Origin of the sequence: Phytopseudomonas argentinensis, from assembly GCF_900113905.1 — a bacterium.
Taxonomy (GTDB): domain Bacteria; phylum Pseudomonadota; class Gammaproteobacteria; order Pseudomonadales; family Pseudomonadaceae; genus Aquipseudomonas; species Aquipseudomonas argentinensis.
Map to the genome: position 1 here is coordinate 36,769 of NZ_FORC01000001.1, position 18,477 is coordinate 55,245.

The following is an 18,477-nucleotide window of genomic DNA, read 5'->3' on the forward strand; positions in this document are numbered from 1 at the left end:
ATGGGCACTGCTCAGCGGCGCCTGAGAAAAGCCGGTAGTAATGATCCGTCCCATCCATCATCGGCACGACCAGCGAGCTGATCACCTTGCTCTGCGCCTGTGTCGGCCGCGACACCCTGACTCTACGGTCACCCTTCGTGCTTTACCGGACCACGGCGGATGGGTAACGTCAGCCGCATATTTCACAACAAGGAGTCGACCATGAGCGACCTGATCAGCTACCAACTCGATGACGGCATCGCCACGTTGACGCTTAACAATGGCAAGGTGAATGCTATCTCGCCAGCGGTGATCGAGGCCTTTAACGCGGCCCTGGATCGCGCGACCCAGGACAAGGCCATCGTCATCCTGACCGGCCAGCCGGGCATTCTCTCCGGCGGCTATGACCTCAAGGTGATGACCTCCGGCCCACAGAACGCCATCGACCTGGTTGCCGCCGGTTCGACCCTGGCCAGGCGCATGCTGGCCCATCCTTACCCAATCATCGCCGCCTGCCCCGGCCATGCGGTAGCCAAGGGCGCCTTCCTGCTGCTCTCCAGTGATTACCGTATCGGCGTCGAAGGCCCCTTCACCATCGGCCTCAACGAAGTGCAGATCGGCATGACCATGCACCACGTCGGCATCGAACTGGCCCGTGATCGCCTGCGCAAATCCGCCTTCCATCGCTCGGTGATCAATGGCGAGATGTTCGACCCGCAAAGCGCGGTGGACGCCGGCTTCCTCGACAAGGTAGTGCCCGCCGAGCAACTGATGGCCACTGCCCTGGCCGTCGCGGCGCAGTTCAAGAAGATCAACATGAGCGCCCACCGCAAGACCAAGCTCAAGGTGCGCGCCGCCCTGCTGGAAATCCTCGATAAATCCATCGAACTGGACAAGCAGCACGCCGTTTAAGACAGCCAGAAGAAAGGCCGTGGGCTTCTGCCAAGGCTCGCCCGCAGCCTTGGTTAGCAGCGCTGATAGCCCACGGCTGTCGTCAAGGGCTGAGCGCGCCGGCATAAGCAGGTAAGCTGGCGCCAACAGTCACGCACGGGGTACACCATGGGCGAAGTGGTCGCAGCAGCGGTTTACAGCGGGGGCCGCAAGGTCAGCGATATCCACCTCGATGAAGGTCGGCAATGGGCCAGCAAGCCCGAGCATTTCGTGTGGATCGGCCTGCACGATCCCGGCAGCCAGGAGCTCGGCAACCTGCAGCGGCAGTTCAACCTGCATGAGCTGGCCCTGGAAGATGCACTGCAGCGACACACCCGGCCTAAACTGGAAATCTTCGGCGATGCGCTGTTTCTGGTGCTCTATTCACCCGTGCAGGTTGGCGGTGAACTGACCTTCGTGGAAACCCAGCTGTTCGCCGGCAAGGGTTATGTGATCAGCGCCCGCTATGGCGATTCCGCGCCCTACTCCAAGGTGCGCCAGCGCTGCGAGGCCCGGCCGTTGCTGCTCGAGCACGGCGAGGACTTCGTGCTCTATGCGCTGATCAGCTTTATCATCGAGAACTACCGGCCGCTGATGGACACCTACTACGCCGAGCTGGAGCAGCTCGAGCAGACGGTGCTCGAATGCGCCATGACCCACGGCGAGGTGGTGCGCATCCAGCAGCTGCGCCGCGATTTGCTGCGCCTGCGCCGCAACATCGGGCCGCTCGCGGAGATCTGCCAGGAGCTGCAGCACCTGGACTTCCCCTTTATCGACAAGAACATGCGCCCGTACTTTCGTGACGTGGCGATTCACGTCAATCGCCTGCTCGAAGACCTTACCAACCTGCGGGAAATGGCCGACCACGCCATCGAGATCGGCCTGTTGCTCGAGTCATCCCGGCAGAGCGTGGTGCAGCGCAAGTTCGCCGCCTGGGCGGCGATCCTGGCCTTCCCCACCGCGGTGGCCGGCATCTACGGGATGAATTTCCACAACATGCCAGAGCTGAGCTGGCAGTACGGCTACTTTGCCGTTCTGGGCCTGATCGGTGCGGGCTGCGCGGGCCTGTACGCCAGTTTCCGGCATTACGGCTGGCTGTAGCAGCGCCACAACCAGCCGCGTGAAAGGCGCTTACTGGCGCATCCCACGGCCACTGACCAGCAGGCGCACGCACAATACATAGAGCACTGCCGTGGCGACCAGCATGAAGCCGATGGCGGTGCCGATGCTGATATCCGAAACGCCGAGAATGCCGTAGCGGAAGGCATTGACCATGTGCAGCACCGGGTTGGCCATCGACACGGTCTGCCAGAACGGCGGCAGCAGGCTGATCGAATAGAACACCCCGCCCAGGTAGGTCAGTGGTGTCAGCACGAAGGTCGGGATGATCGAGATATCGTCGAAGTTGCGCGCGAACACCGCGTTGATGAAGCCGCCCAAGGAGAAGATGGTCGCCGTCAGCAGCACCACCAGCACCGTCAGCCCGAGGTGATGCACCTGCAGGTGGGTGAAGAACAGCGACAGGAGGGTGACGATGATGCCGACCGCCAGCCCGCGCAGCACGCCGCCGGTGACATAGCCGATAAGGATGGTGTGCGGCGATACCGGCGACACCATCAGCTCTTCCACCGAGCGTTGGAACTTGCTGCCGAAGAAACTCGACACCACGTTGCCGTAGGCATTGGTGATCACCGACATCATGATCAGGCCCGGCACGATGTACTCCATGTAGGTGAAGCCATCCATGTCGCCGATCTGCCGGCCGATCAGGTTGCCGAAGATCACGAAGTACAGAACCATGGTGATCGCCGGGGGCAGCAGGGTCTGCGGCCAGATGCGCATGAAACGACGGACTTCCCGGTAAACGATGGTGCGCAAGGCCACCAGATTGGCGCTGAACTCGGACTGCTCGTGCATCATACGGCTACCTTCGACAGGTTCTTCTCGACCAAGGACACGAACAGCTCCTCCAGGCGGTTGCTCTTGTTGCGCAGGCTCAACACCTCGATGTTGTGTGCCGCCAGTTGCCGGAACAGCTCGGTAACGCCCTGGCTTTTATCCACCTGAACCTCGAGCGTATGGGCGTCGACCAGCTTGGCGGGATAGCCGACCAGTTGCGGAACGGCGAGCAGATCGTTTTTCAGATCGAGCAAGAAGGTTTCCACATGCAACTTGCCCAGCAGTGCCTTCATGCTGGTGTTCTCGACGATCCGCCCGTGGTCGATGATGCCGATGTTGCGGCACAGCTGCTCGGCCTCTTCCAGGTAGTGAGTGGTGAGGATGATGGTGATGCCCTGCTCGTTGAGCTCGGTGAGAAAGCTCCACATCGAACGGCGCAGCTCGATGTCGACCCCGGCGGTGGGCTCGTCGAGGATCAGCAGGCGCGGCTGATGCACCAGCGCCCGGGCGATCATCAACCGGCGTTTCATGCCACCGGACAGCTCACGCGAGGCCACGCCACGCTTGTCCCACAAGCCCAATTGGTTGAGGTATTGCTCGGCGCGCTCCTTGGCCAGGCGTGCTGGAATACCGTAATAGCCGGCCTGGGTCACGACGATGTCGAAGACCTTTTCGAACTGGTTGAAATTGAATTCCTGGGGCACCACGCCGATGCAGCGCTTGAGCGCAGCGGGCTGGGCATCCAGGTCGTGGCCGAACACGTTCACCGTGCCGCTGGACTTGTTCACCAGGGTGGAGAGGATGCCGATGGTGGTGGACTTGCCGGCGCCGTTGGGGCCCAGCAAGGCGAAGAAGTCACCTTCGGCCACGTCGAGGTCGAGGCCATGCAAGGCGGTGAAGCCGTTGCCATAGGTTTTGGTCAGCTGTCGGATCGACAGAGCAGTACTCATAAAGGATACGCACGCATGAAAAAGACAGGGTTTAGAGGGGGATGCAGCACAAAAGATTGCAACGCAATCACGTGATCAGGTCAGCGCGGTCATCACCGCACGCTGATAGGCTGGGCGCTCGCGCAAGCGTGCATACCAGGCCTGCAGATGGGGCTGCGGCGGGCGCTCGATGGGCATTTCGAACCAGGCGTAGATAAAGCTGCCCAGCGGGATGTCGCCCATGGCGAAGCTGGCGCCAGACAGATAGGGCTGCTCGCCCAGCGCCTGCTCGGGCACTGCGAGCAGATCGATACAGCGCTGTCGTGCATCTTCGATCAGCGCCGAATTGCGCTGCTCGACGGGGGTCCGCAGGGTGCCCCAGAACAGCTCGCGAAATTCGCCGGCAAAGCTGGAGGTGGTCCAGTCCATCCACTTGTCGCCGCAGGCGCGACGGGCGGGGTCCTCGGGGTACAGGCTGCCCGGCGCATAGGCCGCGGCCAGGTAGCGAACGATGCTGTTGGACTCCCACAACACCAGGTCGCCGTCCTCGATCATCGGCACGCGTCCGTTGGGATTGCGCGCCAGGTAGTCCGCCTGGTCGACCACGCCGAACGCACCACCGGCTTCGACCCGCTCATAGGCAACGCCGGCTTCCTCGGCGCACCATAGTGCCTTGCGTACGTTGCTGGAGTTCTTGCGGCCCCATATTTTCAACATCGTCAATTATCCTTGTCAGAATCCGCCAACCGTGAGGCTGACAACCCTACCACTCTGCTGCCAGGAAGGAAGCCGGCCACATTGATGTTGGCTATCGACCCCGTTCATGGCGTGCTGGTCGCGGGCCATTCACGGGCTGACCAACAGGTCATCCGGTGATGCAATTTGTTGTACGAACTCGCCTGCCCGAGGTGGGGTCACTATCGAACGCGACGGGTCATGACCATTGAGGAAGTGCCCTGTTACGCCCCTGTCGGCAAGGTCTACCCGAGCCGACTACGATTATGGCGGCACTCGCCGTTCTGCTGTCGCCATCACGGAGGATTCTGCATGCTCGCTGTCTGGTTGCTCGTTCTGGTTCTCGGCACGGCCTATCTGGCCCACCGCCGCACGGCACCCCTTCCTGCTCTGGCAATCGTCGCCGCCTACCTGCTGGTGATGGGCGCCTACAGCCACGCACCGGGCTGGCTGCTGGTGATCTTCTGGCTGCTGTGGCTGGCGGTCGCCATTCCCCTGGCGCTGCCGGAGCTGCGCCGCAAGCATTTCACCGCGCCGTTGTTCGCCTGGTTCCAGAAAGTGCTGCCACCGATGTCCAACACCGAGAAGGACGCCATCGAGGCCGGTACCGTCTGGTGGGACGGCGAGCTGTTCAGCGGCCGCCCGGACTGGGACAAGCTGCTGGCCTACCCGAAAGCCAAGCTGACCGCCGAGGAGCAGGCCTTTATCGATGGTCCCACCGAAGAGCTGTGCGCCATGGTCAGCGAGTGGCAGATCGGCCAACGCATGGACCTGCCGCCCGAGGCCTGGGAGCACATCAAGCAGCATGGCTTCTTTGCCCTGATCATTCCCAAGGAATACGGTGGCAAGGGCTTTTCCGCCTACGCCCACTCCCAGGTGGCAATGAAGCTGGCCACCCGCAGCGGCGACCTGGCCTCCACCGTGATGGTGCCCAACTCCCTCGGCCCGGCCGAACTGCTGCTGCACTACGGCACCGAAGAGCAGCGCAACCATTATTTGCCGCGCCTGGCCCGCGGCGAGGACATTCCCTGCTTCGCCCTCACCGGCCCGCTGGCCGGCTCCGATGCCGGCGCCATGCCCGACAGCGGGGTGATCTGCAAAGGCCAGTGGAACGGCGAGGAAGTCATCGGCCTGCGCCTGAACTGGGAAAAGCGCTACATCACCCTCGGCCCGGTGGCGACCCTGCTGGGTGTGGCCTTCAAGGCCTATGACCCGGATCACCTGCTCGGTGACAAGGACGAACTGGGCATCAGCCTGGCGCTGATTCCCACCGACACCCCCGGCGTGAACATCGGCCGTCGCCATATACCGCTGGGCGCCGCCTTCATGAACGGGCCCAACTCCGGCAAGGACGTGTTCATCCCGCTGGACTACCTGATCGGTGGCCCCGAGTACCTGGGCAAGGGCTGGATGATGCTGATGAACTGCCTGTCGGTAGGCCGTTCGATTTCCCTGCCGGCGGTGGGCACCGGCGCCGCCAAGTTCACCAGCCTGGTCACCGGCCAGTACAGCCAGGTGCGGGAGCAGTTCAACGTGCCGCTGTCGGCCTTCGAAGGCATTCAGGAGGCCCTGGCACGCATCGGCGGCAACGCCTGGCTGATGGACAGCGCACGCATCCTTACCGCCAACGCGGTGGACCTGGGCGAGAAGCCGTCGGTGCTGTCGGCGATCCTCAAGTACCACCTCACCGAGCGCGGTCGCGAGTGCATCACCCACGCCATGGACGTGCACGGCGGCAAGGGCATCATCATGGGCCCGAGCAACTACCTGGGCCGCTCCTGGCAAGGCGCGCCGATCTTCATCACCGTCGAGGGCGCCAACATCCTCTCGCGCAACCTGATGATCTTCGGCCAGGGCGCCATCCGCTGCCATCCCTACGTGCTCAAGGAAATGGCCCTGGCCGGTCGTGAAGACCGCGACCAGGCGCTACTGGAGTTCGACGACCTGCTGATGCAGCACATCGGCTTCGCCGTCAGCAATGCCGCCAGCACGCTGATCCTCAGCCTGAGCATGGGCCTGCTCGGCAAGGTGCCGGGCGACCGCATCAGCCGCCCCTACTTCCGCGCCCTCAATCGCCTGAGCGCCGCCTTCGCCATGCTCGCCGACCTCAGCATGATGCTGCTCGGCGGCGAGCTGAAGCGCCGCGAGCGCCTGTCGGCGCGTCTGGGTGACGTGCTCAGCCACCTGTACCTGGCCTCCGCGGCGCTCAAGCGCTATCACGACCAGGATTACCCGGAGCACGTTCGCCCGCTGCTGCACTGGGCGCTGGAAGAAAGCCTGGGCAAGGCCGAGACCGCCATCGAGGCGTTGCTCAGCAACTTCCCCAACCGCTTGCTCGGCAGCGCCCTGCGCGTGCTGGTGTTCCCCTTCGGCCGCCGTCACCAGGGCCCGGACGATCACCTCGACGCCCAGGTCGCCGCGATCATCGGCCGCAATGCTGGCGACCCGGCGCTCGAAGAGTTGCTTGAAGGCTGCTTCCGCCCCACCTCGACCGACGATCCGGTCGGCGCCCTGCAACACGCTCTCAACCTGCTGCAAGAAGCCGCGCCCCTGCAGAAAAAGCTCTACAAGGCCGTCAAGGCCGGCCAGGTGCGCGAAACACCCGGCCAGAACGAGATCGAGACCGCAGTCGCCGCCGGCGTACTCAGCGCCGAGGAAGGCCAGCAGTTGCAGCGCGCCGAGCAGGCCCGCCGCGTGGTGATCGATGTCGATGACTTCGGCAAGGAAGAGCTGCTGCCCAGCGAGGGCAAGGTCAGGTAGTCGAACTGCAGAGACGACAGCGGGCGCCGTGGACTTTATACTCCGGCGCCCGTTTTACTTTCAGGATCACCGGACATGGCCAGCCCTCATCTCGATCACCACCTCGCCCTGCTCAATCACCTGCGCACCATCCTGGTGGCCCTGGGTGAAGCCGAGCAGATCCTCGATGCCAGCCATGCCAATTTCCTCGAGCGCTACGACGAGTTGCTCGCCGAACTGCCAGTGGACTTCGAACGCAGCCAGTACCTGGGTCAGGACCTGATCAGCCAGATCTTCCAGCGCTACCCGCAGATCGCCCACCTGGTACCGCGTGACCTGCTGTGGTTCTTTGGCGGCGACTGCCTGCACTTCATGCCCGACGAAGAAATCGAGCTGTACCAGCAACTCGAAGAACGCCGCTTCCATGCCGAGGAAAACGACGAGCCGTTCGACTGGAATCAGGAAAAGCAGCTGCTGGCCATGCCGGCACCCGGCAGCCGCCATTAAGTCGGCCAGCGCAGCGCCCTGGGTCTCCCGGCCTGCCCGTCAGTTGCCGTGGCGGGCATTCCCTACGCTCTGCGCCGCCTGGTAGAGAATCTGCCCGACCAGATCGACCTCCGCTTCGCTGATGATCAGCGGCGGCAGGAACCTGACGGTCGCGCCGTGCCGGCCGCCCAGCTCGACGATCAGGCCACGCTCGAGGCAGGCACGCTGCAGCTTGCGTGCCTTCTCGCCATCGGCAGCGGGCTGGCCGAGGCCATCCTGGCTGGCCGGGTCGATGATCTCCATGCCCAGCATCAGGCCACGGCCGCGCACGTCGCCGATCCAGTCGAACTCGGCCTGCAGCCCCTGCAGCAGCGTCTGCAAGCGTGCTCCGACGTCGCGTACATGGCTGCAGATGCCTTCGCGCTGGATGAACCGCAAGGTGGCATCGCCCGCGGCCATGGCCAGTTGATTGCCACGGAAGGTGCCGGCATGGGCACCGGGCTGCCATTGATCCAGCTCGCCCCGGTAGACCACCACCGACAGCGGCAGACCACCGCCGATGGCCTTTGACAGCGTCACCACATCGGGGGTGATGGCGCTGCGCTCGAAGGCGAACAGGTCGCCGGTGCGGCCGATACCGCACTGGATCTCGTCGAGGATCAGGGGAATGCCGTTTTCACGGGTGATCGCACGCAATCCTTGCAGCCAGCGATCCGGCGCGGCAATCACGCCGCCCTCGCCCTGCACCGTTTCCAGGATCATCGCCGCCGGCTGGGTCACGCCGCTTTCCGGGTCACTGAGCAGGCTGCGGATGTAGTGCAGGTTGGCGTCGATCGCCTGCTCGCCGCGCAGCCCGAACGGGCAACGGTAGTCATGGGGATAAGGCAGGAACTGGGTGCCCGCCAGCAGCCCGCCCAGTGCATTCTTCGGCCCCAGGTTGCCGCTCACCGACAGCGTGCCGAGGGTCATGCCGTGATAGGCGCCATGGAACGCCAGGATGCTTTGCCGCCCGGTTGCCGTACGCGACAGCTTGAGCGCCGCTTCCACCGCGTCCGCCCCGGTCGGGCCACAGAACTGGATACGTGCATCCTTGGCGAAATCCCCCGGTAACAGATCGAACACCGTCTCCACGAAGGCGTCCTTGATCGGCGTACTCAGATCGAGGGCGTGCAGCGGTATGCCCGAGGCCAGGGTCTTCTGGATCGCCTCCAGGGTCACCGGGTGATTGTGCCCCAGTGCCAGGGTACCGGCGCCAGCCAGGCAATCGATGTACACCTGCCCGCGCGAATCCTCGACGTACACCCCCTGCGCCCGCTTGAGTTCCAGCGGTATGCGCCGCGGGTAGCTGCGCGCATTGGACTCGCGCTGCATTTGTCGCTGCAGTGCGGGTGTACTGTCCAGACAGTAGCGCTGGCTGAGCCCGCTGTGCCGGTATTGGAGTTCGACCGTGGTGTTGGTGATCGGGGTGATTGCATTCATGAGTGCATCCTCGTGTCGCGCGGATAGCGCGTTATCCGATACCTGCGGCAGAACCAGACAACGCGCCTTGAATGAGTAGCAGGTGGCGGCATAGCTACCGCCACCTCCCTTCCCTGGCTCCGGCCTCCCTTAGAAGTCGTAGCGAGCCGCTACGCCGAGAGTCATCGGAGCCCCTACGTCGAGCAGGGTGTCACCCTGATTGTTGGTGATGTATTTCTCGTCGAACAGGTTGTGCACATAGCCGCTGAGGGTCAGATCGCCGATCGGGTACTCGGCGTTCAGGTTCACCAGGGTGACACTGTCGTTACGACGTACCTTGGTGATTTCCCGTGCGCTGTTGGTATCGAAGTTGGAGATGCTCTGCCCCTGATAAATGACGTCACCGCCGATCATCAGGCCATTGCCGAAGGTGTAGTTGGCGCCCACGTTGGCCATCTTCTGCGGCGCATTGACGAACTCGTAGCCACTCAGATCCACACCGTCACGCACGAAGGACTTGTACTGGGTGTCGTTGTAGGCGAAGCCTGCATTGACCAACAGTTGCGAGGTCACCAGGTATTCGGCGGAGAACTCCAGACCGATCATGCGACTATCGGCAGCGTTGGAAACCTGGGTCGTGTTATCGGCGATATTGCGGAACGACACCTGCTGGTCTTTCCAGGTGGTGTGGTAGAGGTTGGCGGTGGTGCGCAAACGACGATCCAGCCAGTTGCCCCGCCAGGCCAGCTCGTAGGTGCTGGTGAACTCGGGATCGTAGGTATCGTGGCGGGAACGGGTGCGAATATTGACACCACCACTGCGGTAGCCACGCTGCCAGGTCAGGCCAAGTACCTGGTTCTCGGTGAGGTCATGGCTAATGCCAATCTTGGGCAGCAGCACGCTGGAACTGAGATCCTTGTCTACCACGGGATCGGGAACCGCAACCAGGCGAACCGGGTAGTCGATCTTGGTGTTGTTCTTCTCATGATCCCAACGCAGGCCGGTGATCAACTGCCAGTCATCCACGAACTCCCAGTTGAGCTCACCGAATACGGCATGACTGTCGATCTTGGTCTCGCCCTTCTGGTTCAGCGCGACCGTCGTGCCACTGACCAGCTTGTCGTCGATCTCGCCCTTCGAGCGCCCCAGATACACGCCCATGACGCCATTGACCCGATCCGACGCATAACCCAAGCGCAACTCCTGGCTGCCCAGGGTCTGCTCGTTATGCCGAGGTGCGGTCTGCGTAACGGTCGTGGTGCGGTCGAAGTCGAGAATGGAGTCGTACTTGGACCAGGTTCCGGAGGTAACGCTGGTCAGGGTCCAGAAGTCGTCCAGGCGGTAATCGACCTTGGCCGTGGCGGTGTTCTGAGCCAGGGTATGCAGGGTTTCGGTGTTCTCGTAGAGCTTGTAGTAATCGGGTCTGGCATCGCTTGCGGCAACCGCATTGATGCCACTGCGCTGCTTGGTGCGGCTGAAGGTCAGCAGCACGTCCATGTCATCGGACGGCAGGATGAGGAACTTGCCCCGGATATTGGATGAACGCAGCTGGTTGGCGTCCATATCCAGAAAATCGTTCTCGATGTAGCCATCGGACGTCTGGTAATCAACGGCCAGGCGCCCCGCCACGACACCGTCGATCAAGGAGCCGTTGGCCATGGCCGAAGCCCCACGCTCACCATATTTGCCGACATTGCTTCTTACCGAGAACGCGGGATCGAAGGTCGGATCCTTGCTTCTCATGATGATGGCGCCGGCCAGGGAGTTGCGCCCCTGGGTGGTCGACTGGGCGCCCCGATAGATTTCCACCTGTTCCATGTCCCAGAGCGCCATGGGATTGAGGGTCAGCAATCTGTTGGCCTGCAGCGCATCGTCGACGTAGACGGAAACTGCACCGTTCATCGCGGCTGGGCCCTGATCGTCGAAACCGCTCACCGGAATGCCGCGGATCCCCCAGTTCTCGTTGCCCGACTGGGCATAGACGCCCGGCGTGCGATCCAGCACCCCCTGCAGGTCCTGGTCGCCGTGGCTGCGCATGTCATCGGCCGTCACTACCGCGACGCTGGACAGGGTCTTCTCTTCGCTGCGCTGGATCTTCTCGCCCGTGATCATCACTTCCTTGAGTTGAAGCGCTTGTTCTCCCTTGGTTTCTTCAGCCGCCAGCACTGAGGTCGCGGCCATCAGACCGGACGCGACGGCGACTGCCAGCGTGCTTTTCTTGAAATTACTCATCTGCCCTTAGGCTCCTTTGCCTTTGCTTATTTTTGAAGCGAACGATGCTCGCTCCGCAGTCCTCCCCAAAGCTTCGGCAGCAGAAGCCAGAAGCTCACAGGTGCGAAATATTATTGATCGCAAGATAATTTGCAATCCTTACGATAGTGATTATCATTTGAATCCTGTTTACACGCAGCCTCACCCGATGCTCCCTCGGCATCGACCTTTGACATAAACCTCTTGATCGGAGGGATGGGCCATGGCCCCTCGTCTACATGGAAGCGCAACGCACACCGCTCTTTTCATTGGCCGCCCTGCGCAACGCATCGCGCCATCCGTTCTCCCCCTCCTCTCTCAGCCCTCAGTGCCGCTGCCATCTGCAGTAAGGACCTTGCGCTCATGAATCAGGTTGCCAACATGCGCTCGACCGATGCGATCCACTGGCCTCATGAACTGGATGATTGCATCGTCGCCCCCTTGCTGGACGACAATCCGCTTCCCCTCCTGATCGCCAGCCAGCAAGGCCAGTCGATCCATACCCTGAGCGATGCATTGCGCACCCTTGCCCAGCAGACGCTGAACACCACCGGCGGCGTTCTGTTTCGCAATTTCAAGGTGCCGACGCCGCTGGACTTCAAGCGCTTCGCAGCCAGCTTCGGCATGCCCCTGGGCACCTACGAGTTCGGCTCCACGCCACGCAGCAAGGTGTTCGCCGGGGTCTACAGCTCCACCGAATACCCGGCTCACCAGAGCATCCCCCTGCACAACGAGCAGTCCTATACCCGCCAGTGGCCATCGCGCATCTGGTTCCACTGCATGACACCGAGCCAGACGGGCGGGGAAACCCCCATCGCCGACAGCCGCCAGGTGTACCAGGCGATCGACCCGGCCATTCGCGAGGAATTCATCGCCAAGGGCCTGCTTTACGTACGCAACTACAGCAGTGCGCTCGATCTGCCCTGGCAGCAGGTGTTCAACACCGATGAGCGCAGCAAGGTCGAGCAGTACTGCCAGTCCCAGGGCATAGACTGGAGCTGGTCGGACACAGGCGAGCTGAGCACCCGACAGTTGTGCCAGGCTGCCGTCCGTCATCCCCTCAGCCAGGAGTGGGTCTGGTTCAACCAGGCTCACCTGTTCCATATCTCTGCCATGGCGCAGGACCTGCGCCAGGCCCTGCTCGAGGCGGTCGGTGAAGCGCAATTGCCGCGCAATGTCTATTTTGGCGACGGCACGCCGATTCCCGATGCCACTCTGGATGCCATTCGCGCGGTCTATGCCGATACCTGCGTCGCCTTCCCCTGGCAGGCTGGTGATGTATTGATGCTCGACAACCTGCTGGTCGCCCATGGCCGCAACCCGTTCAGCGGCGACCGCAAGGTCATAGTGGCAATGGCCTAGGAGCGGACATGGACACTCCAACTCCGGCGCTGCTGCCCCTGAGCGAGCCGGCAGCCCGCTGCGTACGCCAATCCTTCGCCCAGAGCCGCCTGTGGTTCCTGCACCAACTGGAGCCGGAACGCGCCCAGCACAACATCCTGATACGCATGGGGCTGCAAGGGCCGCACCTGCAGGTCGCCCGCCTCAAGCGCGCGCTCGACGCACTCTGTCTGCGCCACCCGGTACTGCGCGCCTGCTACCGCACGGCCGAGACCGGCCCGCAGCAGTGCCTCGCCGCCCCGCCGTCCATCGTTCTCGAGTATCGCGATCTCAGCGGCCTGGGTGCCAGCGAGCGCCGCGCCATGATCGAGCGCCTGTTGCACGACCAGCAGAACATCCCCTTCGACCTCGAAGCCGGCCCGGTCATGCGCGCCTGCCTGTTCGATCTCGACGCGGCTTCGCAGGAGCTGATCATCGTCATCCATCACATCGCCTTCGACGGCCGTTCGGGCGAAATCCTCCTGCAGGACCTGGCGCACTACTACGACAGCCAGGAGACCGGCGACCCACTGCCTGGCCGCCTGCAGTACGCCGATTTCGCGGCCTGGGAACCTGGCTATGTGACTCCGCAACTGATCGAAAGCGAGATCGCCTTCTGGCGCGATTACCTGGCCGGCATGCCGCTGCAACTGGCGTTCGATCGCCGGGTGCGCAGCGAGGGGCCGGCACAGGGTGGCCGCCATGCATTCACCATCCAGGCAGAGCAGGCTGAACGGCTCAAACGGGTCTCTCGACAACTGCGTCTGCCCCTTTTCGTGACGCTCACCGGGCTGTTCCAGATCTGGCTGCATTACCTCAGCGGCCAGCATCGCTTTCTCGTCGGCACCGATGTGCATGGGCGCGACCTGCCCGCCCTGCAGGACATCTTCGGCTTCTTCGTCAACCAGCTCACGCTCAAGTGCGAGCTGGAGGATGGCCTGAGCCTGGGCGAGCTGCTGGCACGCACTCGCCAGGCCATTCGCGTGGCCCATGCCCATCGGCAGTTGCCATTCGATCTGCTGGTGTCCCACCTGGCGCCACAACGCAAGACGGATCGTTCGCCATTGTTCCAGGCCAAGTTCAACTACCAGCGTGACCGTTTCAGCATCGAGGGCCTCGGCGCGGCTCGCCTCGTCAGCACCCAGGTGATCCAGGACCTGGCGGGCTTCGATCTGGTGCTCGACCTGATGCATCGCAACGAAAGCATCGAAGCCACGTTGGAATATGACCGCCGCCTGTTCAGCAGCGACGAGATCGAGCGTTTCGCCAGCCTCTGGCAGGACCTGCTGAGCCAGGTCGACGACCTGATCGAACAACCGCTCGGCGACCTGCGCGCTCGACTGCAGCAATGGGACGAGGCCCACCTGCAACGCCAGCAGCACGCCCACCACGACCAAGGACGCGCACGCCTGGGCAATACCCGGCGCCGCGCCATCAGCCTGTAGCGACAAGGAGCCCGCATGACCGCCATTCCTCCGTCCGGCAACCGTCCCGTCGCCGGTATCCCCCGCCGCAGACCCATCATGGTTTCGCAGCAGAGCATCGTCAGCGAAGGCCTCCTGACAGCGGACTGGGATCTGCCCTGGCGGGTCGAACCGAGTCTGCCTGGCGTCGACCTGGTGCAATGGGCCACGCAGAACCGCGAACATCTGGAGCACATGCTGCTGCAGCACGGCGCCATCCTGTTGCGCGGTTTCGACGTACAGAGCACCCAGCACTTCAATGCCGTGATCGACGCCCTGTCGAGCGGCGCCCTGGAATACATGTTCCGCGCCTCGCCGCGCACCCGGGTGGGCGGCAACATCTATACCTCGACCGACTACCCGGCCGATCAGGTGATCTTCCCGCACAACGAGCACTCCTACTCGCCACGTTTTCCGCTGCGTCTGTTCTTCTACTGCCACCTGCCTTCGGAAACCGGCGGGGAAACCCCGATCGGTTCGGTACGCCGGGTCAAGTCACTGATCCCGCAGGAGATCGTCGAGACCTTCAGGCACAAGAAAATCCTCTATGTACGCAACTATGGCGACGGCTTCGGCCTGCCCTGGCAGTCGGTGTTCCAGACCGATGACCGCAGCGAAGTCGAGGCCTACTGCGCCTCGGTGGGCATCGAGGTGGAATGGAAAGACGGCAACCGTCTGCGCACCCGTCAGGTCGGCGCCGCTCTGGCGCGCCACCCACGCACCGGTGAGGAGGTCTGGTTCAACCACGGCACCTTCTTCAACGTCAGCACCCTGCCCGCCGCCATCCGCGACTCGCTCGGCGCCGGCTTCTCAGCGATGGATCTGCCCACCAACACCTTCTATGGCGACGGCAGCCCCATCGAGCCGGAGGTACTGGAAACCCTGCGCGCCGCCTATCTGGGATCGCTGGTGAAGTTCCGCTGGCAACGCGGCGATGTCCTGCTGCTCGACAACATGCTCGCGGTGCATGGCCGCGAGCCCTACGGCGGCCCGCGCAAGATCTACACCGGCATGGCCGAAGCCATCGTCGGCAGCGACGTACAGCTCTGATACGTCTGTTCTCCACCTTCGCTCAAGAGGAAACGCCATGTCGGCTCTGACAGGTTTTCGCATCTCTCCACAACAGGCCCGGGCCTGGCGCGACGCCCGGCACAGTGCAGCGGACAGTGCCAGCAGTTGCCTGGTCGTCGAGGTGGCCCTGGCTCCGCCCGCCGCCGAGATCGACGCACGCCTGCAAGCCATGGCCCAGCGCGAGGAAATCCTGCGCACCGTGCTGCATGCCGTGCCCGGCATGGCCCTGCCGATCCAGGTGATCGAGGACCAGCCCCGTGTCACCTTCGCCGCCGAAGACTGGCGCGACGCAGATGCGGCGCAACGCGCTGTTCGCCTGAACAAGAGTACGCTGCAAGCGGGCAGCGTACTCTCGGTGCGCTACGTCCGTATCGAGGATGAGCGCTGGTGGCTGTGCCTCGAAGGCGACGCCAGCGCCCTGGATCTGAGCAGCCTGGCCCTGATCGCCAGCGAGCTGCTTGGCGCGGCCCAGGCCGAACGTCTGCAGTACGTCGACTATGCGGAATGGAAGAACGGCCTGCTGGAGGATGAAGCCGACGGCCAGGCCGTGCGCTTCTGGCAGCAGATGCGTACGGAGAGCGCGCCTCTCGAACTGCATGGTCTGCAGACGGCCGGCAATGACCAGGCATGCCGCCCCGCATTGCACGCCCTCGCCGGTATGCCCGCGCACGCCGAACTGCAAGCGCTGGCATCCCGTGTGGGGTTGAGTCTGGACGAGCTGTTGTTCGCTGCCTGGTGCGTGCTGCTGGCCCGGCTGAGCGGGCAGCAACGCATCCAGCTCGGCTGGCAGGATGCCGGCCGTGGCGAGGGCCTGGAACAGGCGCTGGGCCTGTTCGAGCAGCGTCTGCCGGTGCAGGTGGAAGTCGATCTGCAAGCGCCATTGACCTCCCAGGCCGCCACCCTGCTCGCCCCCCTTCGCCAGGCCAGGGGCTGGCGCGATCATTACGACAGCGAGCAGCCCTGTGCGCTGTATTTCGCCTGGCGCGAACTCGAAGTACCCGGAAACCTCGGCACGCCGGTCGTCGCCAGCGGCTTCCAGCCGCCCTTCGCGCTCGGTCTGGAATGCCATGCCGGCAGCGACGCAACGCTGGAGCTGCGCCTGGCCTATGACCGCACGCGCTTCGCTGCCACCGCCATCGCCTGCCTGGAAGAACAATGGGCCCGACTGCTGCAGGGCCTGTGTGCGCAAGACGCCATCCTCGGGACGCTGCCCCTGCTCGGCCCTCGCCAGGAACAGGGCCTGCAGGCCAGCGCCAAATCGGCAGAAGTGCGGGATGCAAGCGTGCTCACGCTGCTCGAAGAACGTGCCCAGGCCAATCCCGATGCCCCGGCACTGGTCGATGGGGGTGGCCTGACCCGCTATGGCGAGCTGCTGGCCCAGGTCGATGCCCTGGCTCGGCGCCTGCGCTCCGCAGGCGTGCAAAGCGGCGATGTGGTCGGCATCCTCATGCGCCGCGAGCCCCAGGCCATCGTCGCCATGCTGGCCGCCCTGAAGGCCGGCGCGGCCTACCTGCCCCTCGACCCGGCCTATCCAGGCGAACGCCTGAGCTACATGCTCGACAACAGCTCGGCGCGCCTGCTGCTCACCACCCAGGCCCTGCAAGGCGGTGTCAGCAGCGGCGTGCCTACCCTGCTGCTGGACGCTGCCGGCGAGGCGCCCAGCGCCGATGCCGAGCCATTGCCGGCTGTAAGCGGCGAGCAGACCGCCTACCTGATCTACACCTCGGGCTCCTCCGGTCAACCCAAGGGCGTGCCGATCAGCCATGCGGCCCTGAGCCGCTCGACCCAGGTGCGCATGGCCTTCTACCCCGAGCCGGTGCAGGCCTACCTGCTGCTTTCGTCGTTGTCCTTCGACAGCTCCGTGGCGGGCATCTACTGGACGCTGTGCCAGGGCGGTCTGCTGGTGCTGCCGGCCAGCGGTGAGGAGCTGGACCTTGAAGTGCTGGCCGCCCTGATCGAGCGCCATCGCGTCAGCCACAGCCTGTCGCTACCGTCGCTCTACGAGACCTTGCTGGACTACTGCGACGCCGCCACCCTGGCCCACCTGCGCACCTGGATCGTGGCCGGCGAGCCCTGCACACCGCGCGTGCTCGACAAGCACCGCAATAAGGTGGGGCACGCACAACTGGTCAACGAATACGGGCCGACCGAAGCCACCGTCTGGGCCACCGCCGAGGTACTCAGCGCTGCAGCGCCCGGCGCAGCCACCATCAGCATCGGCCGGCCCATTCCCGGCATGGGCCTGTGGCTGCTGAACGAACACGGCCAGCCGGCCGCCATCGGCGAACCTGGCGAGATCCACCTCGGCGGCCCGACCCTGACCAGCGGCTACCTGGGCCTGCCCGAGCAGACCGCCAGCGCCTTCGTGCATTACCCGCACATCGCCGCAGGGCAACGCCTGTATCGCACCGGTGACCTGGCCCGACGCCATGTCGACGGCCGCCTGGACTTCCTTGGGCGCCGCGACCAGCAGATCAAGATTCGCGGCCACCGCGTCGAACGCGGCGAGATCGAACGCGTGCTGCAGAGCCATTCGGAGGTGCGCGAAGCCGTGGTGATCGCCCAGGTTCACGAAGGCAGCGCCCGCCTGATCGCCTACTTCACCGACCGCCATGGCTATGTCCCCGAGGCCCAGGCGCTGAGCAGTTTCATCAACGATCGCCTGCCGAGCTACATGGTGCCGGCCGCCTTCGTGCATCTCTCGGCCCTGCCGCATACGCCCAACGGCAAGCTCGACCTCAACGCCCTGCCTGACCCGGATCAACTGGTCGCGGCCAGCGCCGCCTACCTGGCCCCGCGCGACGAAATGGAAGCAGCGCTGGCCGATATCTGCCAGCAGGTGCTCAAACGCGAACGCATCGGGGTACGGGACAACTTCTTCCAGATCGGCGGCGACTCGATCCTCAGCCTGCAGATCGTCTCACGCGCCAACCAGCAAGGCATCCGCCTCAGCGCCAAGCAGATATTCGAGAGCGAGACCATCGAGCGCATGGCTCAGGTCGCCACCCGTGGCGCCCCCGAGAGCGAAGCGCCAGTGGCCACCACACCCGAGGACGCCAGGGCAGCCGGCACGGCCGCCGCCTTCCCCCTGGCCGACCTCGACGATGCCGCCTTTGGCGACCTGCTCGCGGAACTCAATTCGACCGACTGAACCGGGG

13 protein-coding genes are annotated in these 18,477 nt (G+C 64.0%); 8 read left to right on the forward strand and 5 right to left on the reverse strand.

Annotated features, from left to right (window positions below):
• Positions 1-201: 201 nt before the first annotated feature.
• Together BM154_RS00185 and BM154_RS00190 are read left to right on the forward strand one after the other, a co-directional pair.
• Complete coding sequence (locus tag BM154_RS00185) at positions 202-891, forward strand: crotonase/enoyl-CoA hydratase family protein (RefSeq protein ID WP_074879431.1); 690 nt, start codon at positions 202-204, stop codon at positions 889-891.
• A 147-nt stretch (positions 892-1,038) separates the two neighbouring features.
• Positions 1,039-2,010 carry a magnesium and cobalt transport protein CorA gene (locus BM154_RS00190; protein ID WP_074879434.1) on the forward strand — a complete coding sequence of 324 codons (972 nt, stop codon included), beginning with the start codon at positions 1,039-1,041 and terminating at the stop codon, positions 2,008-2,010.
• A gap of 30 nt (positions 2,011-2,040) precedes the next feature.
• Here BM154_RS00190 and BM154_RS00195 read toward each other — a convergent pair whose 3' ends face one another.
• The 3 genes from BM154_RS00195 to BM154_RS00205 form a co-directional block, all read right to left on the reverse strand.
• A complete protein-coding gene (locus BM154_RS00195) occupies positions 2,041-2,826 on the reverse strand; it encodes an ABC transporter permease (RefSeq protein WP_139225405.1) in 786 nt (261 codons plus the stop codon).
• The gene (locus tag BM154_RS00200; protein WP_074879440.1) at positions 2,826-3,758 is read right to left on the reverse strand and encodes an ABC transporter ATP-binding protein; all 933 of its coding nucleotides are present in this window, start codon (positions 3,756-3,758) and stop codon (positions 2,826-2,828) included. Before BM154_RS00200 ends, BM154_RS00195 begins: the two co-directional genes overlap by 1 nt.
• 75 nt (positions 3,759-3,833) lie before the next feature.
• Positions 3,834-4,454: a glutathione S-transferase family protein gene (locus BM154_RS00205; RefSeq protein WP_074879443.1), complete on the reverse strand. Its 621-nt coding sequence runs from the start codon at positions 4,452-4,454 to the stop codon at positions 3,834-3,836.
• Between the two features lie 330 nt (positions 4,455-4,784).
• On the opposite strand from BM154_RS00205, the gene BM154_RS00210 reads away from it, so the two are divergent.
• On the forward strand, positions 4,785-7,232 hold the full coding sequence (locus tag BM154_RS00210) for an acyl-CoA dehydrogenase (protein WP_074879446.1): 2,448 nt from the start codon (positions 4,785-4,787) through the stop codon (positions 7,230-7,232).
• 75 nt (positions 7,233-7,307) lie between these two features.
• On the forward strand, positions 7,308-7,718 hold the full coding sequence (locus tag BM154_RS00215; protein WP_074879449.1) for a PA2817 family protein: 411 nt from the start codon (positions 7,308-7,310) through the stop codon (positions 7,716-7,718).
• Positions 7,719-7,757: 39 nt separating this feature from the next.
• Here BM154_RS00215 and BM154_RS00220 read toward each other — a convergent pair whose 3' ends face one another.
• Both BM154_RS00220 and BM154_RS00225 read right to left on the reverse strand, forming a co-directional pair.
• Entirely contained in the window at positions 7,758-9,176 is a 1,419-nt protein-coding gene (locus BM154_RS00220) for a diaminobutyrate--2-oxoglutarate transaminase (protein ID WP_074879452.1), read from the reverse strand.
• Positions 9,177-9,305: 129 nt separating this feature from the next.
• On the reverse strand, positions 9,306-11,387 hold the full coding sequence (locus BM154_RS00225; RefSeq protein ID WP_074879455.1) for a TonB-dependent receptor: 2,082 nt from the start codon (positions 11,385-11,387) through the stop codon (positions 9,306-9,308).
• A gap of 399 nt (positions 11,388-11,786) precedes the next feature.
• Here BM154_RS00225 and BM154_RS00230 point away from each other — a divergent pair, with 399 nt between their 5' ends.
• From BM154_RS00230 to BM154_RS00245, 4 genes are read left to right on the forward strand one after another with little or no spacing between them, the layout of a single operon-like run.
• Complete coding sequence (locus BM154_RS00230; RefSeq protein WP_083414489.1) at positions 11,787-12,767, forward strand: TauD/TfdA family dioxygenase; 981 nt, start codon at positions 11,787-11,789, stop codon at positions 12,765-12,767.
• Between the two features lie 8 nt (positions 12,768-12,775).
• Entirely contained in the window at positions 12,776-14,230 is a 1,455-nt protein-coding gene (locus tag BM154_RS00235; RefSeq protein ID WP_074879458.1) for a condensation domain-containing protein, read from the forward strand.
• A 15-nt stretch (positions 14,231-14,245) separates the two neighbouring features.
• Positions 14,246-15,298, forward strand: coding sequence for a TauD/TfdA family dioxygenase (locus BM154_RS00240; protein ID WP_074879461.1), 1,053 nt, complete (start codon positions 14,246-14,248; stop codon positions 15,296-15,298).
• Positions 15,299-15,335: 37 nt separating this feature from the next.
• Positions 15,336-18,470 carry a non-ribosomal peptide synthetase gene (locus tag BM154_RS00245; RefSeq protein WP_074879463.1) on the forward strand — a complete coding sequence of 1,045 codons (3,135 nt, stop codon included), beginning with the start codon at positions 15,336-15,338 and terminating at the stop codon, positions 18,468-18,470.
• The last annotated feature ends 7 nt before the right edge of the window (positions 18,471-18,477 follow it).